The organism is Mesorhizobium tamadayense (assembly GCF_003863365.1).
GTDB lineage: Bacteria > Pseudomonadota > Alphaproteobacteria > Rhizobiales > Rhizobiaceae > Mesorhizobium > Mesorhizobium tamadayense.
On record NZ_RQXT01000011.1, the window covers coordinates 99645 to 121395 of the forward strand.

Below are 21751 nucleotides of genomic sequence, written 5' to 3' on the forward strand. Positions count from 1 at the left end.
GGGGGTGCTGTCCCTCCAGCGTTCCGAAGATCCCGCACCGCTCCTGCTTCGCCCTGGGATTTACGAAGGGAGGGATGTCTCCGCTAATCTCGAAGGTTTGCGATTTGCCACGGAGGAAATTGCGACGCTCGCTGTGGATCGACTTCCAACCTGGCAGGGTCACCATGTCGAGGGACTAGCCCGCCCGCCTTTTCGCCTTCTTTTGCTTTGCCGGTCCGGCCTTGTCGAATTTCGGCTTACCCGGTTTCCCGGCCCAGGGCTTTGCCTCGAATGCCTTGGCGGGGCGCTGCTCGGCCGATGGCGACGCGTGCTTGTCGAATTTGGGCGCATTCTGCTTGCCGCGATGCGGCTTCTTCTGCGGCTTGGGCGGCTGATAACCGGCGCGCGACAGGTCCGGCGTGCCATCCAGCCGCTTCACGGCGATGCTACCCTGCAATTTGCGATCGGGGCCGATCGCGGCGAGGAAGCGGTCGGCCCAGTCGGCGGCGATCTGAACGAAGGTCTCCTCCGGCTGCATCTTGATGGCGCCGATCTCGCGCTTGCTGAGGCCACCGGTGCGGCACAGCATCGGGATCAGCCAGCGCGGCTCGGCATTCTGACGGCGACCGACCGACAGCGAAAACCAGACGCTGTCGCCGAAAGCGTCGCGGCGGGCGGGCGCCTCGTCCCGGCGCGCAAACTTCTCGCCCGACGGCGTGAAAGGCGTCACCTCCACGAGCTCCTCGGGCGCCGAGCGGCTCGAGCGGCAGAGCCGCACGAAGGCGGCGGCCACCTGCCCGGCGCCGTGCTTCTCCAGAAGCGCGTCGATGAAGCCGCGCTCCTCCTCGCGCACCGGGTCGTCGAAGGCAGGGTCGGCGAGAATGCGCTCCTCGTCGCGCCTGAGCACCTCGTCGGCCGATGGCGGGCTCGCCCAGGTCGCGGTCAGCTTGGCGCTTTGCAGCAGCCGTTCGGCGCGCCGGCGGGCATTGTTCGGCACGATCAGCGCGCTGACGCCCTTGCGCCCGGCGCGCCCGGTCCGCCCGCTGCGATGCAGCAGCGTCTCCGGGTTGGTCGGCAGGTCGGCATGGACCACTAGGTCCAGGTTGGGCAGGTCGATGCCGCGCGCCGCGACGTCCGTTGCGATGCAGACCCTGGCGCGGCCGTCGCGCATCGCCTGCAACGCATGGCTGCGCTCGTTCTGGCTGAGCTCGCCGGACAGCGCCACAACGGAAAAGTTGCGGTTGTTGAAGCGTGCCGTCAGATGATTGACGGCCGCGCGCGTGTTGCAGAACACCAGCGCGTTCTTGGCTTCGTAGTAGCGCAGCACGTTGATGATGGCGTTCTCGCGGTCGGCCTGGGCAACGCTCAGCGCCCGGTATTCGATGTCGAGATGCTGCTTCTCCTCGCCGGCGGCCGAGATGCGCACGGCATCGCGCTGATAGCCTTTCGCCAGCGCGGCGATGGAGCGCGGCACGGTGGCGGAAAACATCAGCGTGCGCCGCTCGGTGGGCGCGGCGTCGAGGATGAATTCGAGATCCTCGCGGAAGCCGAGATCGAGCATCTCGTCGGCTTCGTCCAGCACCACGGCCCTAAGCGCCGACATGTCGAGCGATTGCCGCGTGATGTGGTCGCGCAGCCGGCCCGGCGTGCCGACGACGATGTGGGCGCCGCGCTCCAGCGCGCGCCTCTCACTGCGCATGTCCATGCCGCCGACGCAGGACGCCACACTCGCGCCGGTGAGCTCGTAGAGCCATTCCAGCTCGCGCCTGACTTGCAGCGCCAGCTCGCGCGTCGGCGCCACGGCCAGCGCCAGCGGTGCCGCGGCATCGGCAAAGCGCTCCGCGCCGCCAAGCAGCGTCGGCGCCATGGCGAGACCGAAGGCGACGGTCTTGCCGGAGCCGGTCTGGGCCGAAACCAGCGCATCGGCCTGGCCGAGCTCCGGGGCGAGAACGGCCTTTTGTACCGACGTCAGCTCGGCATAGCCGCGTTTTTCCAGCGCTTGCGCGAGCGCGGGAACGATCGTTTCGGAACTGGACATCTCACTCTTTCGGAGTTCGGAGCTTGCCTGTCGGGCAGCCAATGCCCGGCTGACGCCACGCCAGCCAGACGATATTGGGCGTTCGTACTTCTTGCGGCCGCCCTTGTACAGGGCAGGCGCCACTGCCTTCCCTTCTCCCCTCACATGAAAAGGGAGAGCAGCGCCTCGCAATTGACTCTTTGCGCAAAGCGCGTAAAAGCCGGCACCGAACGGGATCGTCTTCGATGCGTGGCCTTCTGATGGCTCTTCTTGCATTCGATGCCCCCAGCCACGATGCAGCGTATCGGGCCGGGCGCTTCGGCGCGTCCCCTCGTTCCAGCAAAACTACGGCCAAAAAAACCACCACCAAAACGGTGTGATTCCCTTGGCCTAACCACCCTCTCCCGGGTTCGGCCCGGGGGACGGAACCCGCATGAGGCCGGCGGGTTTGCTCCAACAACCAAGCGGAGAGGGACAGGAGATTTCAATGAGTTTCAAGGTTGCGGTAGTCGGCGCCACGGGCAATGTGGGCCGCGAAATGCTCAACATTCTGGACGAGCGCGGCTTCCCGGTGAGCGAGGTCGTGGCGCTGGCCTCGCGGCGCAGCCAGGGCACCGAAGTGTCCTTCGGCGATCGCACGCTGAAGGTCAGGTCGCTCGACCAGTATGATTTTTCCGATACCGACATCTGCGTCATGTCGGCCGGCGGCAATGTCTCCAAGGAATGGTCGCCCAGGATCGGCAAGCAGGGCTGCGTCGTCATCGATAATTCCTCGGCCTTCCGCTACGACCAGGATGTGCCGCTGATCGTGCCGGAAGTGAACCCGGATGCTATTTCCCTTTTCACGCGCAAGAACATCATCGCCAACCCGAACTGCTCGACGGCGCAGCTCGTCGTGGCGCTGAAGCCGCTGCACGATGTCGCCACCATCAAGCGTGTCGTCGTCGCCACCTACCAGTCGGTCTCCGGCGCCGGCAAGGAAGGCATGGACGAGCTGTTCACGCAGACCCGCGCGGTCTTCGTCGCCGACCAGGTCGACGTCAAGAAGTTCACCAAGCGCATTGCCTTCAACGTCATCCCGCATATCGACGTCTTCCTCGACGACGGCTTCACCAAGGAAGAGTGGAAGATGGTGGCCGAGACCAAGAAGATGCTCGACCCCAAGATCAAGCTGACGGCGACCTGCGTGCGTGTGCCGGTGTTCATCGGCCATTCGGAGGCGGTCAACATCGAGTTCGAGAAGCCGATCACCGCCGACGAGGCGCGCGAGATCCTGCGCGAGGCGCCGGGCTGCCAGGTCTTGGACAAGCGCGAGGACGGCGGCTACATCACGCCGCTCGAGTCGGCCGGCGAGGACGCCACTTTCATCTCGCGCATCCGCGAGGATTCGACCATCGACAACGGCCTGTCGATGTGGGTCGTCTCCGACAATCTGCGCAAGGGCGCGGCCCTCAACGCCGTCCAGATCGCCGAGCTTCTGGTCGAGCGTGGGCTGATCCAGCCGAAGAAGAAGGCGGCTTGATACTCGCTCACGGCCGCACCGCCGCTGACGCGGCTGGCCCTCCGCGGGGGCGCCAGACGACCGGCGGCCCGCGGTCGCGGGCTCGGCCTTCGGCCGGGTAGGCTCTTCTCCCCGTTCGCGGGGAGAAGGTCCCGGCAGGGGGGGATGAGGGGCAGCGCCGGCATTTCAAGTAAGTGACCCGCTCTCCTCCGCCAACTCCGCCAGTATCGCCATCGCCTCTTCGGCCCGCTCCGCCGGCACGAATAGGTGATCGTGGTAGAAGGCCGAGACCGGATTGACGCCCATGCGGGCCGCGGCCAGCCGCGTCGTGATCGCAGCCAGAAAGCCGACTGCCTCCAGCGATGAGTGGATGTCGAGCGTGATCATCCGGCAGCGGAACGTGCCGGGCAGGCCTGCTGTCTTCGCTTGGTCTTCCGCCACGATCAGTGTCAGGCCTTCCCGCTCGCGAAAGCTCATGACCGGATCGAAACCGTCCGGCATAGCCACGCCCGGTGCCAGCGTCGCGAAAACATAGATGCCGGGCAGCAGTTGCGGCGTCATAGACGCCAGCAATTTCCTGAGATCGGTTTCGCCGGTCATGGTCTTCTCGCTCTCAAAGCTGCGGCAATTGCCACGCCCTGTCATTAGGCCGGCTGGCATCGCGCCGGAAGCCCCCACCCCGACGACATGGCGATGTCGTTAGTTGTCGACTCTACCGGCAAGCGTTCCAGCATGGCGATCCTGCTTGCGGGCCGAATGAGCGCTGCCGGCGGATTCGATCCTTGGATCACGCCGCTTGACTCAGTCGTCGGCGCCTCGTATAGAACCAAAAGGTTACATAACTAATTGGTTTAATAGATGACGACCGATAGCCTCAGCCTGACCCTCGCGGCGCTTGCCGACCCAACGCGGCGTGCCATCCTGGCGCGATTGTCGCGCGGCGAGGCCTCGGTGACGGAACTGGCCGAGCCGTTTGCCATGAGCTTTCCAGCGGTGTCGAAGCATCTCAAGGTGCTCGAGCGCGCCGGCCTGGTAGCGCGTGGCCGCGACGCGCAGTTTCGACCGCGCCGCCTGCAGCCGGAGCCATTGCGTGAGATCGACGCGTGGTTGGAGTCGTATCGGGCGCTGTGGGACGGCCGCTTCGACCGGCTTGGAACCTATCTGCAAGCCTTGCAGGCAGGTGATCCGGGCGGAGATCGAAACTGAAGCCGGCTAACCATCATGCCGCCGCGCGCGGCAAGGCAATGGAGAGAGAGGGGAAAATGACAGATCAGACCATCGACATACCATCCGACGACCCGGTGATCGTCATCACCCGGACCTTTGATGCGCCCCGCGCGCTGATGTTCAAGCTGTTCACAGATCCATACCATCTGGTGCGGTTCTGGGGACCGGAAGGGTCGAGCTATCCGGTCTGCGAAATGGATGTGCGGCCTGGCGGGCAGTGGCGTCTGACCATGCGCTTTGCCGACGGCAGCGAGTATCCGACCAATAGCGTCTATCTGGAGATCGCTCCGCCGGAGCGGATCGTCTATCGCGACGCGCCGCTCGACCGCAGCCAATGGCAGGATACCCTGCCGCCGCCGAACATGGTCACGACCATCCTGTTCGAGGATGCCGGCGGCAAGACGCGTATCGTCGCCAACATCCGCGCCAACTCGGTCGCCGCCCGCGACATGGCGGTGAAGATGGGCTTCGGCCAGATGGTCATGGCGAGCTACGCGCGGCTGGATGCCTATCTCAGAACGCTTTGAGCGAGAGCGCCGTTTGGCGCGGCGGGGCTGAACCGCGCGCCTCGGTAAAAAGGATTCCGGAACGTGTCGGACCGTCGACTCGTGCCGCGTCCTTGGTTCGAGCCTGAAAGACGGCCAGCGTTCGATAATTGTCAGGAGGAAACGTCAATGAGCATTTCTCAAACATCGTCCGTCTCGCCGGGCGCCCTGTGGACCGGTCGTGTGCTCAGCGCCATCATCGTGCTGTTCATGATCTTCGACGGTGCCATCAAATTGCCGCCGCTCGACATCGTCACCCAGACGATGGTGCCGCTCGGCTGGCCGGCGGATCCCAATGTCGCGCGCATGCTCGGCATTATCGGGCTGATTTCGACGGCACTCTACGCGCTGCCGCGCACCTCGGTTCTCGGCGCCATCCTGCTCACCGCCTATATGGGCGGCGCCATCGCCACAAAGGTGCGGGTAGATAGCCCGCTCTTCTCGCATACGCTGTTCGGCGTCTATCTCGGTATTATCCTGTGGGGCGGGCTCTATCTGCGCGATGCCAGAGTGCGTGCACTGATCCCGTTCAGCCGCTAAGCGTGGGGGACAAAGATGCTTGCCACCATCCTCATCGTCCTCCTCGTCGTCGTCGCCGCGGCCCTTATCTTTGCCGCGACCCGGCCGAACGATTTCGTCGTCAGCCGTTCCGCCAGCATCAGGGCGCCGGCCGAGGCGATCTTCCCGCTGATCGATGACTTCAAGCATTGGCCGAGCTGGTCGCCCTTCGAAAAGCTCGACTCAAACATGAAACGCACGCTCTCCGGCGCCGAGAGCGGCAAGGGCGCGGCCTATGCCTGGGAGGGCAACAGCAAGGCCGGAAAGGGCCGCATGGAGATCATCAATTCGGTGCCGTCGTCGCTGGTCTCGCTGAGGCTCGATTTCGAAAAGCCGTTGCGGGCCAACAACACCGTCGACTTCACTTTGACGCCGTCGCGCGACGGCACCACTGTCACCTGGGCGATGCGGGGCAGACGGCCGTTCATCGTCAAGCTGATGGGCCTGTTCATGAATTTCGACAGCCTCATCGGCAAGGACTTCGAGGCCGGCCTGGCCAATTTGAGACGCGCAGCCGAGAAACAAGAAAATTCCTGACGCGAAGGCCGTCGCCTCCCTAGGGGGTTCCACTGAGCCGCTTCAGGCCCACCCCAGAACCGCGGCCCATCGTTGGCGGATCAATTCGCGCGTTCGTGCGTTATCGACCCAGGCGTGTGGAGGCGTTCCCTTCCGGGAGGAGACAGATGACAAAGATGATGGTTCTGGCGGCCGTGCTGGTGGCGCTAAGCGCATGCTCGCAGACAGAAAAAGGGGCGGCGATCGGTGGCTTGGGCGGCGCGGCCGTCGGCGCTGCCGTTGCCAACAATCCGACCGAGGGGGCCGTCGTCGGCGGCGCTGTCGGCGCCATAGCAGGCGCGCTGATCGGCCACGCCAGCGAAAGCGGCCAGTGCCGCTATCGCGACCGCTATGGGCGCGTCTACATCGCGCGCTGCCCGGCAGGCTATTGAGGCATCCAACCAAAGGAAAAACGGCGGGCAAGGGGCCCGCCGTTTCCGTAAGTGAAAAAAGGCCGAGATTACTCGGCGGTGGCGGCTTCCGCCTCGGTCGGCGCGGCGGACGCCGCGGCCACGGCAGCGGCGGCGTCTTCCTGGGCTTTCTTCAGCAGGGCGGCGCGCTCCTGCGCCTTCTTGCCGGGCTCGGCCTTCTTCGGGTTGGAGCGGGCCGGACGCGTGGCGATGCCGGCCTCGTCGAGGAAGCGCAGCACGCGGTCGGTCGGCTGGGCGCCATGCGAGAGCCAATGCTTGACGCGGTCGGCATCGACCTTGACGCGCTCGCCGTCCTTCGGCAGCAGCGGGTTCCACGAGCCGAGCGACTCGATGAAACGGCCGTCGCGCGGCGAACGGGCGTCGGCGACGACGACGTGGTAGTAAGGACGCTTCTTCGAGCCCGCGCGGGCCAGTCTGATCTTCAGTGCCATTTTTTTCTCCTAAAGCTCTGAGTTCGTTAATCGGGGCGGTTGGCCTTCAACCGGTTTTCGTCACGCCGTTGTCAGCGGCGATCTGTTCGTGGTGGCGGATTACTTCGCGGACGACGAAGTTCAGGAATTTCTCCGCGAAATCCGGATCCAGATTTGCATCCTTCGCCAGCTGGCGAAGACGGGCGATCTGCTGCTGCTCGCGCGCCGGATCGGCCGGCGGCAGGCCATGCTCGGCCTTCAGCACACCGACCGCCTTGGTGCAGCGGAAGCGCTCGGCCAGCATATGGATAAGGGCGGCGTCGATGTTGTCGATCGAAGCGCGGTAGCCCGCCAGGATGGCGCGTGCGTCGGCCATGTCCTTATCCTCGTTCATGGCGCCCTCACTTCTTCTTTCCAAGACCGGGCAAGCCGCCGCCCAGGCCGGGAAGCTTCACGCCGCCGGGCAGGCCCGGCAGCCCGCCGCCGGGAAGCCCGCCCGGCAAACCTTTGCCGAGGCCGGCAGCCTGGGCCTGCTTCTGCAAGGCCTCGAGCTGCTTGGGATCCATCTTCGAGAGGTCCGGCATGCCGCCGCCCATCATGCCACCGGGGCCGCCGGGCATCATGCCGCCGAGGCCCATTTTCGAGGCCAGGCCGCCCATCATGCCGCGCATCAGGCCGCTGCCTTTGCCCTTGCCGCCCATCGCCTTCATCATGTCGGCCATGCCGCGGTGCATCTTCAAGAGCTTGTTGATCTCGGCCGCGTCGGTGCCGGAGCCGGCGGCGATGCGCTTCTTGCGCGAATGCTTCAGGATATCGGGGTTCGCCCGCTCGGCCTTGGTCATCGAGGAGATGATGGCGAGCTGGCGGCGGAACATCTTGTCGTCGAAGCCTGCCGCCGCGAGCTGGTCCTTCATCTTGCCCATGCCGGGCATCATGCCCATGATGCCGCCCATGCCGCCCATCTTCGACATCTGCTGAAGCTGCGCGGCGAGGTCGTTCAGGTCGAACTTGCCCGACTGTATCTTCTTGGCCATCGACGCCGCCTGTTCGGCGTCGATGGTCTCGGCGGCCTTCTCGACGAGCGAGACGATGTCGCCCATGCCGAGGATGCGGTCGGCGATGCGCTTGGGGTGGAATTCCTCCAGCCCGTCCATCTTTTCGCCGGTGCCGATGACCTTGATCGGCTTGCCGGTGACGGCGCGCACCGAAAGCGCCGCGCCGCCGCGGCCGTCGCCGTCCATGCGGGTGAGCACCAGGCCGGTGATGCCGACGCGCTCGTCGAAGCTCTTGGCGAGGTTCACGGCGTCCTGGCCGGTCAGCGAGTCGGCGACCAGCAGGATCTCGTGCGGCGACGACACCTTCTTGATGTCGGCCATCTCGACCATCAGCGGCTCGTCGACATGGGTGCGGCCGGCAGTGTCGAGGATAACGACGTCATGGCCGCCGAGCTTTGCCGCCTGCACGGCGCGGCGCGCGATGTCGACCGGGTTCTGGCCGGCGATGATCGGCAGCGTCGCCACCTTCACCTGCTCGCCGAGCTGGCGCAGCTGCTCCTGAGCGGCCGGTCGCCGCGTGTCGAGCGAGGCCATCAGGACCTTCTTGTTCTGCCGCTCGGTCAGGCGCTTGGCGATCTTGGCCGAGGTCGTCGTCTTGCCGGAGCCCTGCAGGCCGACCATCATGACGACGACGGGCGCCGGCGCGTTGAGGTCGATGGCCACGCCTTCGGCGCCCAGCATGTCGACCAGCTCGTCATGGACGATCTTGACGACCATCTGTCCGGGCTTGATCGACTTCAGCACCGCGGCGCCGACGGCCTTCTCGCGCACCTTGTCGGTGAAGGAACGCACCACCTCCAGCGCGACGTCGGCCTCGAGCAGCGCGCGGCGCACCTCGCGCAGCGCTGCCGAGACATCCGCCTCCGACAGCGCGCCGCGGCCGGTCAGGCCGTTCAGGATGGAGCCAAGGCGCTCCTGAAGGGATTCAAACATTCTTTTTCCTTTTCTCTGGCACCCTGTGGATGCCCGAGAGGTAGTGCGTTCGCGCCGGGCCGCCAAGCAAAAGCACAAAGCCAAAAAGCACCCGGGGGCGCATCGCGCTGCCGGGTGTTGGCCTCCAGGATCGGTTTACAGCACTCGCCTCGGTGAGGCGTCGGCGTCCTGGTCGGCTTTCGCGGAGGTGTACTCGTCGCGGAATTCGTGCGCGTCTAGACAGGAAATCGGCGGCGGAGTCAAGGTGCTGGGCGATAAGCCTTGCGCAATCGCCGGAAGTTGGCGCCGCCCCTCACCCTTACCCTCTCCCCGTGAAGAACGGGGAGAGGGGGTCATCAGCGCTGGAGCTTGTCCCTTCTCCCCGTTCTTCACGGGGAGAAGATGCCGGCAGGCGGATGAGGGGCGGCGCCGACTTCAACAGTTTGACTGCCGTCTGCAGCCAGTTCACGCCAGCGCCTCGCCGTCCAGGATGCGCGTATAGAGATCGAGATAGCCCCTTGCAGTCTTCGCGATGGGAAACCGATCGGCGGCGGACTCGCGGCATTGTTCGGGCGAAAGCCCTGCGATGTCGGCCAAGGCCTGCGCGAACTCGGTATCGGTTTCGAAGAGGCGTCCGGTGGCGTCGTCGACGATTTCCGGCATCGCGCCGCGCGGCGTCGTCAGCACCGGCGTGCCGCACAGCATCGCCTCGACCGGCGCCATGCCGAACGGCTCTTCCCAGGCGATCGGATTGAGGAAGGCCCTGGCCTCTCCGAGCAGGCGCAGTTTCTCATCGCCGTCGACGGTGCCGTGGTAGCGGAAGCGGCGGCTGAGACTCTTGAAGAAGACCCCCTGGCGGCGAACCTTGGTGCGCTGCAGGAGTTGCCAGCGCGAGCCGCCGGCGATGTCGAGCCGGAAATCGAAGGCCCTGGCGAGATCGACGGCCCGGTTGAGGTTCTTGCCGACGCGGGCGATGCCGGCCAGGAACAGCAGCCGGCTCGTTTTGATGGCGGACAGGCGATAGGCGTAGACCGGAAAACCGTTATAGACGAAGGTTTCCCGTCCGTGGTTGCGCGCATGGCTGGCGCTGACGAAGTTCCAGTTCTGTCCCTTTTGCGGGAATTCCGGGGCAAAGCCGTGCATCGTATAGAGCGCCGGGCGCTGAGCCTCGATGTACCAGCCATTGAAATGCACAATGTCGGCGTCGGCCGGGATCGCGGCGCGGCATTCGGCGGCCGAAGACGCCTGCCGCACCTCGCATAGCGGATGGCTCGAGCCGCGACCCGCAATCAGGACCACCTTGTGGCCGAGGCGCGAAAACTCTTTTGCCAGCCAGTCGACCTGCCGCTCGGTGCCGCCATAGCCTTTACAGGGAATGGCGCGTTCCGCCACCAGCGTGATGCGCATCAGGCGAGCCTGTCGGTTTTCTGCTTGACCATGATCCGGTCCAAAAACCGGTTTCCGCTTTTCGGGATCATGGTCTGTGCGGCCCGACCTTCAGGGGCGAGCGGCGATGCAGAAGCAGGAGCATCGTCAGCAGCGTGCTTGCGACGCCGATCGCGGCGATGAGAACGGCGTCCCAATTCGTCCAGCCGGGGCCTTCGAGCGGCTTGGCGTTGAGCAGGGCGAAGGAATTGTAGCTCTCCTGGTGCGAGATCAGCAGGAAGCCGGTCAGATTGTTGCCGAGATGGGCGCCGAAGGCAGCGCCCAGATTGCCGGTCACATAGACCATCAGCGCCAGAAGCAGCGCGAAGGCGGCGATCGAGACCAGCACGCAGGCATTGATGGCGGGCGTCGAAGCCGGGCTCCAATGCAGCGCGGTGAACAGCAGTCCGGGCAGCGCGCCCCAGATCAGCGGGCTGCCAAATCTGCTGGCGAGACCGCGCAGCAGATAGCCGCGGAACAGAGCCTCCTCCGAGGACGTCTGCAGGAAGGCGAGCAGCACGATCGGCACGAGGAAGAGCAGCCAGGACGAGAAGGCGATCGATCCGCGGGCGATCTCCGGCTGCAGCCAATAGAGCAGGACCTCCGAGAACAGCGAGGTGATCAGAACCGCGACCAGGCCTTTGAGGAAACCGCCGCGCGAGATGCGGCGGTCTGCGCCGACCATCGCCGAGAGCGGCTCGCCATGCACGAAGCGGATCGCCACCCAAAGGCCCATCCAGATGCCGGCAAACGACGCCAGCGCGGTGAGGATGCCGACGGGCGAAGCCAGGAAGTCCTGGACCGGCTGTCCGGTTGCCGGGCCGGGGAGGCGCAGGACGATGAAGGCGTAGGTGCCGGCGACAAGCACGATCAGCGTCATGGCAAGCCAGAAGAAAACGACGATCGCCGTCCCCAGCAACAGCCGGGGCAGGGTGGTTTTCTCGTTCGGCGAGCGCCGGTAACGCTCGAAGGCGGCACTGTCGATGATCACGCGGGTCCCCTGCCGAACGCTTTCGGGTGGCATGATCTAGGGGATCGGCGGTTTTGGCGCAATCGTCTCATCAAGTCTCGCAACCTGTCGGCACCGCTCCGGCCGCAGGGAGCATAGAGATTCGCATCATGGGACGACCCATTCCGCGCCCATTGATTGCGTATCACAGCATGATACTTGGTACGGAGACGCGTTGGAGATTAGCCGAAACGCCCATCACTTTCGTCATTCTGGGGCGGAGCAAGGAGCGAAGCGACGCAGCGCAGACCCCAGGATCCTGCCGTGACATCAAAGCGCTGCTACGGTGCAGAATCTGCTCCGCTGCATTCCTTGGCTATGGTCACGGCATGGATCCTTGGGTCTGCGCTCCGCTTCGCGTCGCTACGCCCAAGGATGACGACTTCGGGGAGGCTTCCGCCCAATTGCGAATGTTTGCGAATGCTCCGGCTGCCGACAAAGTATGCACGACGCCGCAGTTCTGGATGAACATGCAGGCAAGCTATGACCTCGCAGTGGAGGGCGAGGCGAAGAAGGCCGAAATCGACGCCATCGAGCAGATGCAGGCAGCCTGACCTGGCGTTGGCGTTCTTCAAAAGAGCGGCCGCCCAATTTCCGGCGACCGCCTTCCAAATCGCGGTGGATCAGCGCATCACATAGACGATGCGCCGCGTGCCCGGATCGACCAGCGCCGGCTGGTTGTTCACATAGACATAGCGGTAGTTGTAGTCCGGGATCTCGCGCAACTCGACCGTGTCGGGCAGCACCGCGCCGGTCACCACTTCGCCCTCGAGATAGACCGGGGCGACCCGATGCGTGGTGACGTAGGTGCCGACCTCGGCCGGCGGCCTGGCGATCGGCTCGATCGGATCGCTCGCGACGATGGCGCCGGTGTAGTCGTCCTGCGTATAGACTTCGTCGGTCGGCGGCGCCACGACGGCGATGTCGGCCTCGGCCGGCCGGCGCGTGAGCACCACGCGGCTGCCGCCGAAGTCGCCCGTCACATAGTCGGAATAGACCCAGCCGTTGCCGCCGGCTTCGGCGATGGCGCACCATTTGCTGCCTTCGATGCAGCCTCTGAGCGTCGCCGATTGGCCGGCGGCCAGCACGCCGATGACGGGATATTGCGGGCCGGGGCCGGCGCGGACGTTCAAATCCGTCACCGCCGAGACGGGCGTGTCGGCAAGCGCCGCGCCCGACATGGCGAGCAACGCACCGGCAACCGCCGGAAACAATAGGCGTTTCATGGTTTTTCTCCGTTTTCAACGCTCCCTCGGGCTCGAAAACGAAACCAGGCCTTATGCGTTCCGGCTAAAGTGCCGTCGCCTGCTCACGAATTGTTCCATGGTTTTTCGGCGGGCCGATCAAAAGCTGGTGAACGAAGGCCAGTTTTTGCGACGTTACGTCCGAAATGACGAAGGGATAGAGATCGGGCAGCCCCATGCAGCGGTTGATCGAATTGGAGGCCTCCGACAGCACCAGCCAACGGGCGAGGATCTTTTCGAACGGCTCCGGCGCAGGATCGGGCTCGGCGGGCGCCGGCTGCAGATGCCCGCCCGTGTCGCCACGCGGCAAATCGTTGGCTTCCACGGTCTCCAGCCGGCCGAGCGGAAAATTCAGCGCATGCACCATTTCCAGCGTGTCGGCGATGTGCAGATGGTGCGCCCAGGTCTCGGCCCAGTCTTCCCAGGGGTGGGACGTCGCATAGGCCGAGATGTGGCGCTGCTGCCAGTCCGGCGGCGCACCGTTGGCGTAGTAGGCCTTCAGCGCTTGCTCGTAGTCGGTCCGCTCGTCGCCGAACAGGGCGCGAAAGGTCAAGAGCCGCCCGGGATCGTCGCGGATCAGCCGGTCCCAGTAGTAGTGGCCGAGCTCGTGGCGGAAGTGGCCGAGCAAGGTGCGGTAGTTCTCGCCCATCTCGACGCGCCGCCGCTCGCGCTCGGCGGAATCGGCCTCGGCGACGTTGAGGGTGATCAGGCCGTTGTCGTGGCCGGTCAGGATGCGTTCGCCCCCCGGCCCGCCGCCGATCGGGTCGGCGAGGAAGTCGAAAGCGAGCCCGGCCTCGTCCTGAGGTCCGGTCTTGGGCGCGACCGGCAGGCCGAAGGCGAGCAGCGAATAGACGGCGCGTTTCTTCGCCGCCTCGACCCGGATCCAGCGCCGGCGGTTGCCGTCCACCGAAAGGTCGGGGATCAGCTGGTTGAGCGCGCAAGCGCGGCAGAAGATCGTGCCCGGCTCGGCCCGCCAGTTGCAGGCGCATTCGTCGGCATTGCCGCATGGAACGGCGGCGTCGGCGGAAAGCATGAAACGCGACCGCCCCGGGTCATAAAGCACCGGACTGGAACAGTTCAGGCATTGCGCGTTCTCGAAATAGAGACGGTGGCCGCAATGAGGGCAGTCGAACAGCTTCATCGGTAATCGACCCACAGGACAGGGCTGCGGAGTTGGGCATCGCCCAAACGCCCGTCGGCGCCCGTCGTTCCGTCGCTATTTCGGCGCAAGCTGGGCAATGACTTGCCTGGCCACGCCTTCGCCCGACAGCCTTGCGCCGCCGCAGGTCTGGATCAGCGGTCCGGCGACATGCTCTCCGGCGAAGAAGATCTTCTCCGCCACCGGCTGCATCAGCGTGGCGCGCGCTTTTGAACGGCCTGGACGGGCTGTCGCATAGGCGCCGCGCACAAAGCGCTCGCTGCCCCAATTGGTCATCATGGCGCGGCCGACATGGTTCCTCACGTCGCCCCCGAAGATGGCGCACAGCCGGTCGACGACGAAGTCGACGCCCGCCGCCTCGCCGGCCGCCGACATCTCCCAGGCGAAGTCGCCGCCGACAAACCCCACCATCAGGTCGAGGTCGAAGGCAAAGCAGAGGAAATAGATGTCGTGCCTGGCCATCCGCTCGATCAAAAGGTCATCGAAGGGCTCGAGGCCAAGCCGCGTGCCCTTGATCTCCACCGGCAGCTTGGTGAGCATGCCCATGGGCAGTCGAAGAAGGCGCCGAAATGCGTTTAGGGCAGCGCTGGCGAGAATTCAATCTCCTCGAAGGCGAGCACCGCCGGCGAAGCGGTGACGATGACCGCCCTGGCGCGGATAGCGCCGCGATCGGTGACGCAGGCGACATCAGGTCCATCCCAGAAGATCTTGCGCACCGGCGTCGACAGCTCGACCGGCACGTCGGCGCCGAAATGCGCGACCCGCGCGCCGAAACCTTCCTTGCTGAAGTAGTTCGGGTCGAGGTCGGCGGCGGCCTGGAAATCGCGGATCGAGATCTCGTCCTCGTCGGCGCCGAAATCCATCGGGCCGGCGAAAGTGGCGGCGGCGCGCGGCGCATGGCCCTTGGCCAGCAGCGCCGACAGCCGGTCGTCGTCGCTCTCCTTGACCTGATGGGCGGCAAGCAGCTCGAACAGCCTTGCGTCGGCGGCCTTCATCTCGCCCTCTTCGGCCTCGCTCGCCTTGCGATTGCGGTAATAGAGGTGGTCGACATTCATGTCGTGATGGTGCAGCGTCCAGCCGGCAGCTTGCGCTTCGGGGAAGTAGGGATTGCGGTCGGCGGCATGCAGCCGGGCGCAGCCGATGTCGAAGGGCACGCCGAAATGCCGGTCGCTGGTCCAGGCGCGGCCGCCGATGCGGCTCATCGCCTCCAGAAGCGTGAAGGAAAGTCCGGCAGCCCGCAGCGTCTTGGCCGCCGAAAGCCCCGCGGAGCCCGCGCCAATGATCACAACATCTACGTCTTCCATTAAAGCCCCCGCCGCGATAAATGCTTGCGCCATAATAAATGCATGATCCTAGGCAAATTCCCCGGCATTCGCCAGCGCCGAGCGCCGAGCGGCCCGCGTGGGCGGTGACAATCGGGCGTTTCACTGGCAAATTCGCAACCGGGACGTGATTCAGTTAACCAGGAGAGACAGCATGGCATTTTTTGCCAAGGGAAGAATATTTGCAGCGGCAACCGTGGCGGTGCTTGCGCTGGCGACGGGCGCTGAGGCGGGAGCCGGCTGCGGCAAGAATGGGGCTGGCTTCGATGCTTGGAAGCAGGACTTCGCCGCGGAGGCCAGGGCCAACGGCGTTGGCCAGAAGGGTCTGTCCGCGCTGGCCGGCGCGACTTACGCGACGAGGACGATCGCCGCCGACCGCGCCATCCACAAGGCTTTCAGCGGCTCGGTGGAAGCGTTTATGAAGCGCCGCGGCGCGTCCGCGATCATCTCCAGGGGCCGTGCGCTGAAGAAGTCGAACGCGGCGATGTTCGACAGGATCGAACAGAACTACGGCGTGCCGCCGGGCGTGTTGCTCGCCATCTGGGGCATGGAAACCGGCTTCGGCGCTTCCATGGGCAACCAGAACACGGTCTCGGCGATTGTGACGCTGGCCTATGATTGCCGCCGCCCGGACTATTTTACCCCGCATGCCATCGCAGCCCTGAAGCTGGTCGATCGCGGAGCGTTGAGCGCCTCCTCGGTCGGCGCCATGCATGGCGAGATCGGCCACACGCAGTTCCTGCCCGGAAATGTGCTGCAGTACGGCGTCGGCAACGGAAACCTGCGCGACAGGAACACCGCGCTGGCCTCCACCGCCAACTACCTCAAGGGCCATGGCTGGCGCGCCGGCGCGAGCTATGAGGCGAATATGGGCGCAATCGCCGGCTGGAATTCGGCGAGCGTCTACCAGCAGGCCATTGCCCGCATCGCCGAGGCGATCGACGGCGGCACTGACTGACAGAAATCTCTGTTCGACAGAAGGCCCGGCCGTGCGCCGGGCTTTTTGTTTATGGGCCAAATTAGCCGCACTGAAGACTAGCGAAGGCCGAGGTGACGGCCAATCTCCCCCCTTGCGGGAGAGATGTCCGGTAGGACAGAGGGGGGTGCTGTCCCTCCAGCCTATCCAGCAAAATCGTCACCAAACTTTCACGCTGATGCGGGGCCGCAAATCGCAGAGGCTGGCGATCCTTCACACTCCCCTCTGCCCTGCCGGACATCTCCCCCGCAAGGGGGGAGATCAGCAGCTTCACCGACGATTACGCGCCGCCAGTGTCCTCAGCCTCAACCCGTTAAGCCGGATAAAGCCCTCGGCGTCTTTCTGGTCGTAGGCGCCGCGGTCGTCTTCGAAGGTGACCAGCGCGTCGGAATAAAGCGTCTTCTTCGACTTGCGGCCGGTGACGATGACGTTGCCCTTGTAGAGCTTAAGCCGCACCGTGCCTTCGACATCGTCCTGGCTCTTGTCGATCATCGCTTGCAGCATCACGCGCTCGGGCGAGAACCAGAAGCCGTTGTAGATGAGCTCGGCATAGCGCGGCATGAACTCGTCCTTGAGGTGGGCCGCGCCCCGGTCGAGCGTGATCGATTCGATGGCCCGATGGGCGGCGATCAAGATCGTGCCGCCGGGGGTTTCATACACTCCCCGCGATTTCATGCCGACGAAACGGTTCTCGACGAGGTCGAGCCGGCCGATGCCGTTGTCGCGGCCGAGATCGTTGAGGGCGGCCAGCATGGTGGCCGGCGACAGCTTCTTGCCGTTGAGCGCGATCGCGTCGCCTTTGAGAAATTCGATCTCGATCTCGGTGACGACGTCGGGCGCGTCCATCGGCGAGACCGTGCGCTGGTGGACGAATTCCGGCGGCTCGCTCCACGGGTCCTCCAGCACCTTGCCCTCGGAGGAGGAGTGCAGGAGGTTGGCGTCGACCGAGAACGGCGCCTCGCCGCGCTTGTCCTTCGGCACCGGAATCTGGTGCTGCTCGGCGAAGTTGAGCAGGTCGGTGCGCGACTTGAACGACCAGTCGCGCCACGGCGCGATGACCTTGATGTCGGGGTTCAGCGCATAGGCCGAAAGCTCGAAGCGAACCTGGTCGTTGCCCTTGCCGGTCGCTCCATGCGCAATCGCGTCGGCGCCGGTCTCCCTGGCGATCTCGACCAGATGCTTCGAGATCAGCGGACGGGCAATCGAGGTGCCGAGCAGATAGGTGCCTTCATAGACGGCGTTGGCGCGGAACATCGGGAAGACGAAGTCGGCGACGAACTCCTCGCGCACGTCGACGATGCGAATGTCCTTGATGCCCATTATCTCGGCCTTGCGGCGCGCCGGCTCCAGTTCGCCGCCCTGGCCGAGGTCGGCGGTGAAGGTCACGACCTCGGCGCCGAGCTCGGTCTGCAGCCACTTCAGGATGATGGAGGTGTCGAGGCCGCCGGAATAGGCGAGCACGACTTTCTTCACGGCTTTGATCATGGACATTGTTGGCGGTTCCGGAAAAGGTTTCGCGGGCGAGGTATCACGGCATTTCCAGGCGGCGCAAGAGACCAAGGGATGTATGGCGGCGACAGAAGCCGAGCCCGAGTTCGTGTAGGCAGTTGCTGGCGAAGCGGAAATGGCTGCGCTATAGGGTCTGCGATCCATCTCGCAAGGGGCGAAGAATGTCCTTCATTCCAGACACCACGACGCTGATCCAATTCGCCATCGCGACCGTCATCCTGGCGATCACGCCGGGGCCGGACATGACGCTGTTCGTGTCGCGCACGCTGAGCCAGGGCCGCGCCACCGGCTTCGCCTCGATGGCAGGCGCGCTGTGCGGCACGCTGATCCACACCACGCTGGTGGTGGTCGGCGTCTCGGCGCTGATCGTGGCCTCGCCGATGGCCTTCTTCGTGCTGAAGCTCTTCGGCGCCGGCTATCTTGTGTTCCTCGCCTGGCAGGCGGTGACGAAAGGCTCGGCCTTCTCGCCGGAGAAGAAGACGGGGCCGCAGATCTCGCTGTTCCGCAGCTGGGCGGCCGGGCTCGGCGTCAATTTGCTCAACCCGAAGATCATCCTCTTCTTCATGACCTTCCTGCCGCAATTCGTCTCCGCCCATGACCCGAACGCCCCGGGCAAGCTCTTCTTCCTCGGCGTCATGTTCATCGTGCTGTCGATCCCGGTGACGGCGCCGATGGTGCTGGCGGCGGAGAAATTCGCGGCGGCGATGAAGGCGAGCCCGCGCGTCACGCGGGTGGTCGACTATCTGTTCGGCGGCGTGTTCTCTGCCTTCGCGCTCAAGATCCTGACGGCACAGGCGAAGTAGAAATCGCGTAGAGCTCAGGGCTCCGGGTCGGGCAACGGCTCGCGGCGCCAGCTGCCGGCCGAGCGGCCGGCGGAGAGCCAGTAGAATATCCCGCCGACCATGCCGCAGCCGACCAGCGCGAGCCTCACATTGTTGTCGGTGACATCGAAATCGCCGTCGCCGACGTTATGCGCGAAGCCGAGGAAGACGACGGCGATGGCAGCGCCGCCCAGCGCGTAGAACAGCCAGTCGCGCCGGCCGAGCACTTCGGCGATCAGGATGACGACCGCCGCCGGCATGAAGCCGAAATAGGCGACGAACAGCGCCAAGAAAGGCACCGAAAAATAGAGCGCGGGCGCGATCGTCGGATGCCCGGGCTCCAGCGCATAGCCGAAATAGCCCAGGAACAGCACGTTGAGAAAGGCGCTCGCCGCCAGCGAGGCGACGGCATAACCGATCAGGATGACGGCGAAGCGGACGAGATAGGCGATGATACGCCTCACGCCTCGCCGTGCCCCGCGATCATCATCGCCTCGAGCGCCAGGCGGTCCACCTTGCGCATGCGCTCCGATTCGGACTTGAGCTGGCCGCAGGCGGCGAGGATGTCGCGGCCGCGCGGCGTGCGGATCGGCGAGGCATAGCCGGCGTTGTTGATATAGTCGGCGAACTTCTCGATCGTCTCCCAGTCCGAGCACTGGTAATTGGTGCCGGGCCACGGGTTGAACGGGATCAGGTTGATCTTGGCCGGAATGCCTTTGAGCAGCTTCACCAGCGCCTTGGCGTCGTCGAGGGAATCGTTGACGTCCTTCAGCATCACATATTCGAAGGTGATGCGACGGGCATTGGAGAGGCCCGGATAGGCGCGGCAGGCGGCGATCAATTCCTTCAGCGGATACTTCTTGTTGATCGGCACCAGGAGATCGCGCAGATCGTCATTGGTGGCGTGCAGCGAGATCGCCAGCATGACGCCGATCTCCTCGCCGGTGCGGAAGATTTCCGGTACCACGCCGGAGGTCGACAGCGTGATGCGACGCTTCGACAGGGAAAGCCCATCGCCGTCGGAGGCGATCAGCAGCGCCTTCTTCACCGCCTCGAAATTGTAGAGCGGCTCGCCCATGCCCATCATGACGATGTTGGAGACTTTTCTGCCCTCGGCCGGCACGATGGCGCCGTCCGGCGTGTCGCGGTCGGGGAAGTCGCCCAGCCGGTCGCGCCCGGTGAGCAGCTGCGCCAGGATCTCTTCCGTCGTCAGGTTGCGCACCAGCTTTTGCGTGCCTGTGTGGCAAAACGAGCAGGTCAGCGTGCAGCCAACCTGCGAGGAGATGCAGAGCGTGCCGCGGCCTTCTTCCGGAATGTAGACGGTCTCGATCTCGACCGGACGGCCGGCGCCGCGCGGCGGAAAGCGGAACAGCCATTTGCGCGTGCCGTCGGCGGAGATCTGCTCCTCGACGATCTCGGGCCGCGCGACGGTGAAATGCTTGTCCAGCTCGGCGCGCAGGTCCTTGGAGATGTTGAACATATGGGCGAAATCGGAGACGCCGCGCACATACATCCAGTGCCAGAGCTGCTGGCTGCGCATTTTTGCCTGGCGCTCCGGCACGATGCCGGCGTCGACCAAAGCGGCGCCGAGCTCGGCGCGGGTCAGGCCGATCAGCGACGGCTTTTCGGCCGGCGTGGCGCGGGCACGCAAGGCGTCGCGTGCGCCTTCGGCGGTCAGATCGAATGAAAGGGTCATGGTTGCGCCAATATAAGCGGTTTGCGGCCGATTTCAGCATCGTGCCCGAAATGAAGCGCGGCGCATAGCACAGCTTGGCGGCGGAGTCATGCGGCGGGGAAAGGAAGGCGATCTCGCTTGCTATCGAGTCCGACTCAATCGGAGCGCGGCGGCGTGGCGCGAAACCGCATCCCAGAACCGATCACATATTCGTGTCAGCGTAACGACCGGCAGAGCGCCTGCGAAACCTGAAGGGGGCAGCTGTGCCCCTCCAAAATGGGAGTATGCAGAATGAACTGGATCAAGCTCGCCGTCGCTGCCGGTCTCGTCGGCCTGTCCGTGCCTCAGGCATTTGCCGAGGACACGATGGGCACGATGACCATGATGAAAAGTGGGCAGGTGACGGCAATCATGCCCGACGGGCACATGGGCACCATGATGCCGGACGCGAAAACGAGCGCCGAAATGATGAAGATGGCGAAACCCATCAAGCATTGCATGATGATGATGACCGACGCCAAGGGCAAGACCTACATGATCGACACGTCGACCAAGAAGGCCCAGGCCGAATGTGAAAAAATGGCGATGTGAGCAATCCGGGGTTTGTCAATTCTGCCCGCCGGCCAACGCGCCGGCGGGATGTCCAATCCGCCGATCCGCCCAGTCAAAAGCCGGACTTGCGGTCCGGATTCGCGTCAAACCCAGATGTCGCTCTCGCCTATTTGCACTTGGCGATCGAGGCCAGCGCGGCCGAGATGCCCTTCAGCGAGAAGACGTATGATGTGGGATTGCCGCGGCCGGACTTCGCCTGCACCTTCATGTCGGTGCCGGTCTTCATGGCGGCGATCAGCACCGGCTCTTCCGCGGCATTCTCCACCCAGGCCGACTTGCCGCGGGTGAACATCGAGAAGCTCTTCTTGTCGATGGTGACGGTTGCCTTGGAGCCGTCCTGGAAGTTGTAGCCGGCAATGAACTGCGGCTCGTAGGAAACCTGCTGTCCGGGCCGTTGGCTGACGAAGAAGAACATGTCGCCATGGTCGAGCGTCGGCGGCTGCTTTTCGGTCGGCACGGTCAGCACATAGCAAACCTTGCCGCCCGCCGCCTGATAGCTGTAAGTGCCCCAGGCATTGTGCTGGCCGATCTTGGTCGCCTGCTGCGCCAGCGCCGGCGCCGCGAAAGCGGCCGCCAGCACCAGGCTGGAAACTGTAGCAATCAATCCGCGCATCGTTCTTTCCGTATTCCCAACTGGTGCGGAGGCGGGGTCGCGTGGCGTCCTGCCGTCGCTTCATTTTGATTTAATCAGGGTTACCAAACGGTGAATTTTCCTCAAGAAAAGGAGATCACCCCAGGAAACCGCCACCATTCGCGCCCGCCGCTTCAAAGCGGCGGTCGCTATGTCCCGGCGCGAACTTGGAGGGCAC

Annotated in this window: 25 protein-coding genes; 10 read left to right on the forward strand and 15 right to left on the reverse strand. The window is 64.8% G+C overall.

Translation table 11 applies throughout. From position 1 onward, the window contains the following. Nucleotides 1-175: 175 nt before the first annotated feature. Nucleotides 176-2017 (reverse strand): DEAD/DEAH box helicase, encoded by a 1842-nt coding sequence (locus EH240_RS11920; protein WP_124998377.1) that lies wholly within the window; start codon nucleotides 2015-2017, stop codon nucleotides 176-178. A gap of 466 nt (nucleotides 2018-2483) precedes the next feature. On the opposite strand from EH240_RS11920, the gene EH240_RS11925 reads away from it, so the two are divergent. After that, the gene (locus EH240_RS11925) at nucleotides 2484-3518 is read left to right on the forward strand and encodes an aspartate-semialdehyde dehydrogenase (RefSeq protein WP_124998379.1); all 1035 of its coding nucleotides are present in this window, start codon (nucleotides 2484-2486) and stop codon (nucleotides 3516-3518) included. A gap of 165 nt (nucleotides 3519-3683) precedes the next feature. Here EH240_RS11925 and EH240_RS11930 read toward each other — a convergent pair whose 3' ends face one another. Further along, nucleotides 3684-4097, reverse strand: a complete 414-nt coding sequence (locus tag EH240_RS11930) for an ACT domain-containing protein (RefSeq protein ID WP_124998381.1) — start codon at nucleotides 4095-4097, stop codon at nucleotides 3684-3686. 258 nt (nucleotides 4098-4355) lie between these two features. On the opposite strand from EH240_RS11930, the gene EH240_RS11935 reads away from it, so the two are divergent. The 5 genes from EH240_RS11935 (at nucleotide 4356) to EH240_RS11955 (ending at nucleotide 6774) form a co-directional block, all read left to right on the forward strand. After that, nucleotides 4356-4703, forward strand: coding sequence for an ArsR/SmtB family transcription factor (locus tag EH240_RS11935; RefSeq protein WP_124998383.1), 348 nt, complete (start codon nucleotides 4356-4358; stop codon nucleotides 4701-4703). Nucleotides 4704-4759: 56 nt separating this feature from the next. Continuing rightward, nucleotides 4760-5251, forward strand: coding sequence for an SRPBCC domain-containing protein (locus EH240_RS11940; protein WP_167483997.1), 492 nt, complete (start codon nucleotides 4760-4762; stop codon nucleotides 5249-5251). Between the two features lie 147 nt (nucleotides 5252-5398). After that, nucleotides 5399-5809: a DoxX family protein gene (locus EH240_RS11945; protein WP_124998387.1), complete on the forward strand. Its 411-nt coding sequence runs from the start codon at nucleotides 5399-5401 to the stop codon at nucleotides 5807-5809. 15 nt (nucleotides 5810-5824) lie between these two features. Next, the gene (locus EH240_RS11950) at nucleotides 5825-6364 is read left to right on the forward strand and encodes an SRPBCC family protein (RefSeq protein WP_124998388.1); all 540 of its coding nucleotides are present in this window, start codon (nucleotides 5825-5827) and stop codon (nucleotides 6362-6364) included. A 146-nt stretch (nucleotides 6365-6510) separates the two neighbouring features. Then, nucleotides 6511-6774 carry a YMGG-like glycine zipper-containing protein gene (locus tag EH240_RS11955; RefSeq protein WP_124998390.1) on the forward strand — a complete coding sequence of 88 codons (264 nt, stop codon included), beginning with the start codon at nucleotides 6511-6513 and terminating at the stop codon, nucleotides 6772-6774. A gap of 68 nt (nucleotides 6775-6842) precedes the next feature. Here the strand turns inward: EH240_RS11955 and rpsP are convergent, their stop codons facing one another. The 5 genes from rpsP to EH240_RS11980 all read right to left on the reverse strand — a co-directional run bounded on the left by rpsP (nucleotide 6843) and on the right by EH240_RS11980 (nucleotide 11606). Then, nucleotides 6843-7244: a 30S ribosomal protein S16 gene (gene rpsP / locus EH240_RS11960; protein WP_124998392.1), complete on the reverse strand. Its 402-nt coding sequence runs from the start codon at nucleotides 7242-7244 to the stop codon at nucleotides 6843-6845. A gap of 46 nt (nucleotides 7245-7290) precedes the next feature. Further along, entirely contained in the window at nucleotides 7291-7617 is a 327-nt protein-coding gene (locus EH240_RS11965) for a chorismate mutase (protein ID WP_124998394.1), read from the reverse strand. Between the two features lie 7 nt (nucleotides 7618-7624). Next, the gene (ffh, locus tag EH240_RS11970) at nucleotides 7625-9211 is read right to left on the reverse strand and encodes a signal recognition particle protein (protein ID WP_124998396.1); all 1587 of its coding nucleotides are present in this window, start codon (nucleotides 9209-9211) and stop codon (nucleotides 7625-7627) included. A 444-nt stretch (nucleotides 9212-9655) separates the two neighbouring features. Further along, nucleotides 9656-10597: a glycosyltransferase gene (locus tag EH240_RS11975; RefSeq protein ID WP_124998398.1), complete on the reverse strand. Its 942-nt coding sequence runs from the start codon at nucleotides 10595-10597 to the stop codon at nucleotides 9656-9658. Nucleotides 10598-10664: 67 nt separating this feature from the next. Further along, entirely contained in the window at nucleotides 10665-11606 is a 942-nt protein-coding gene (locus tag EH240_RS11980) for a CPBP family intramembrane glutamic endopeptidase (protein ID WP_124998400.1), read from the reverse strand. Nucleotides 11607-11734: 128 nt separating this feature from the next. Between EH240_RS11980 and EH240_RS38455 the strand changes: the two genes are divergently transcribed. Continuing rightward, nucleotides 11735-12178: a hypothetical protein gene (locus EH240_RS38455; RefSeq protein WP_206075251.1), complete on the forward strand. Its 444-nt coding sequence runs from the start codon at nucleotides 11735-11737 to the stop codon at nucleotides 12176-12178. A 69-nt stretch (nucleotides 12179-12247) separates the two neighbouring features. Here EH240_RS38455 and EH240_RS11990 read toward each other — a convergent pair whose 3' ends face one another. The 4 genes from EH240_RS11990 to EH240_RS38845 all read right to left on the reverse strand — a co-directional run bounded on the left by EH240_RS11990 (nucleotide 12248) and on the right by EH240_RS38845 (nucleotide 15331). Beyond that, nucleotides 12248-12850 carry a DUF1236 domain-containing protein gene (locus tag EH240_RS11990; protein ID WP_124998402.1) on the reverse strand — a complete coding sequence of 201 codons (603 nt, stop codon included), beginning with the start codon at nucleotides 12848-12850 and terminating at the stop codon, nucleotides 12248-12250. 64 nt (nucleotides 12851-12914) lie between these two features. Then, complete coding sequence (locus tag EH240_RS11995; protein ID WP_124998404.1) at nucleotides 12915-14009, reverse strand: zinc-binding metallopeptidase family protein; 1095 nt, start codon at nucleotides 14007-14009, stop codon at nucleotides 12915-12917. A 75-nt stretch (nucleotides 14010-14084) separates the two neighbouring features. Next, nucleotides 14085-14573, reverse strand: coding sequence for an FAD-dependent oxidoreductase (locus EH240_RS38840; RefSeq protein WP_245435955.1), 489 nt, complete (start codon nucleotides 14571-14573; stop codon nucleotides 14085-14087). A 29-nt stretch (nucleotides 14574-14602) separates the two neighbouring features. Further along, a complete protein-coding gene (locus EH240_RS38845; protein WP_245435957.1) occupies nucleotides 14603-15331 on the reverse strand; it encodes a flavin monoamine oxidase family protein in 729 nt (242 codons plus the stop codon). Nucleotides 15332-15503: 172 nt separating this feature from the next. Between EH240_RS38845 and EH240_RS12005 the strand changes: the two genes are divergently transcribed. Further along, a complete protein-coding gene (locus EH240_RS12005) occupies nucleotides 15504-16307 on the forward strand; it encodes a lytic murein transglycosylase (protein WP_124998406.1) in 804 nt (267 codons plus the stop codon). A 288-nt stretch (nucleotides 16308-16595) separates the two neighbouring features. On the opposite strand, the gene EH240_RS12015 is transcribed toward EH240_RS12005, so the two are convergent. Then, nucleotides 16596-17816, reverse strand: a complete 1221-nt coding sequence (locus EH240_RS12015; RefSeq protein WP_124998410.1) for an argininosuccinate synthase — start codon at nucleotides 17814-17816, stop codon at nucleotides 16596-16598. Nucleotides 17817-17995: 179 nt separating this feature from the next. On the opposite strand from EH240_RS12015, the gene EH240_RS12020 reads away from it, so the two are divergent. Continuing rightward, nucleotides 17996-18637 carry a LysE family translocator gene (locus tag EH240_RS12020; protein WP_124998412.1) on the forward strand — a complete coding sequence of 214 codons (642 nt, stop codon included), beginning with the start codon at nucleotides 17996-17998 and terminating at the stop codon, nucleotides 18635-18637. A gap of 14 nt (nucleotides 18638-18651) precedes the next feature. Here EH240_RS12020 and EH240_RS12025 read toward each other — a convergent pair whose 3' ends face one another. After that, complete coding sequence (locus tag EH240_RS12025) at nucleotides 18652-19119, reverse strand: hypothetical protein (RefSeq protein WP_124998414.1); 468 nt, start codon at nucleotides 19117-19119, stop codon at nucleotides 18652-18654. Then, a complete protein-coding gene (gene rlmN / locus EH240_RS12030; RefSeq protein WP_124998416.1) occupies nucleotides 19116-20351 on the reverse strand; it encodes a dual-specificity RNA methyltransferase RlmN in 1236 nt (411 codons plus the stop codon). Before rlmN ends, EH240_RS12025 begins: the two co-directional genes overlap by 4 nt. Before the next feature lie 270 nt (nucleotides 20352-20621). Here rlmN and EH240_RS12035 point away from each other — a divergent pair, with 270 nt between their 5' ends. After that, nucleotides 20622-20921 (forward strand): hypothetical protein, encoded by a 300-nt coding sequence (locus EH240_RS12035; protein WP_124998418.1) that lies wholly within the window; start codon nucleotides 20622-20624, stop codon nucleotides 20919-20921. Between the two features lie 127 nt (nucleotides 20922-21048). On the opposite strand, the gene EH240_RS12040 is transcribed toward EH240_RS12035, so the two are convergent. Next, a complete protein-coding gene (locus EH240_RS12040; RefSeq protein WP_124998420.1) occupies nucleotides 21049-21555 on the reverse strand; it encodes an invasion associated locus B family protein in 507 nt (168 codons plus the stop codon). Between the last annotated feature and the right edge of the window lie 196 nt (nucleotides 21556-21751).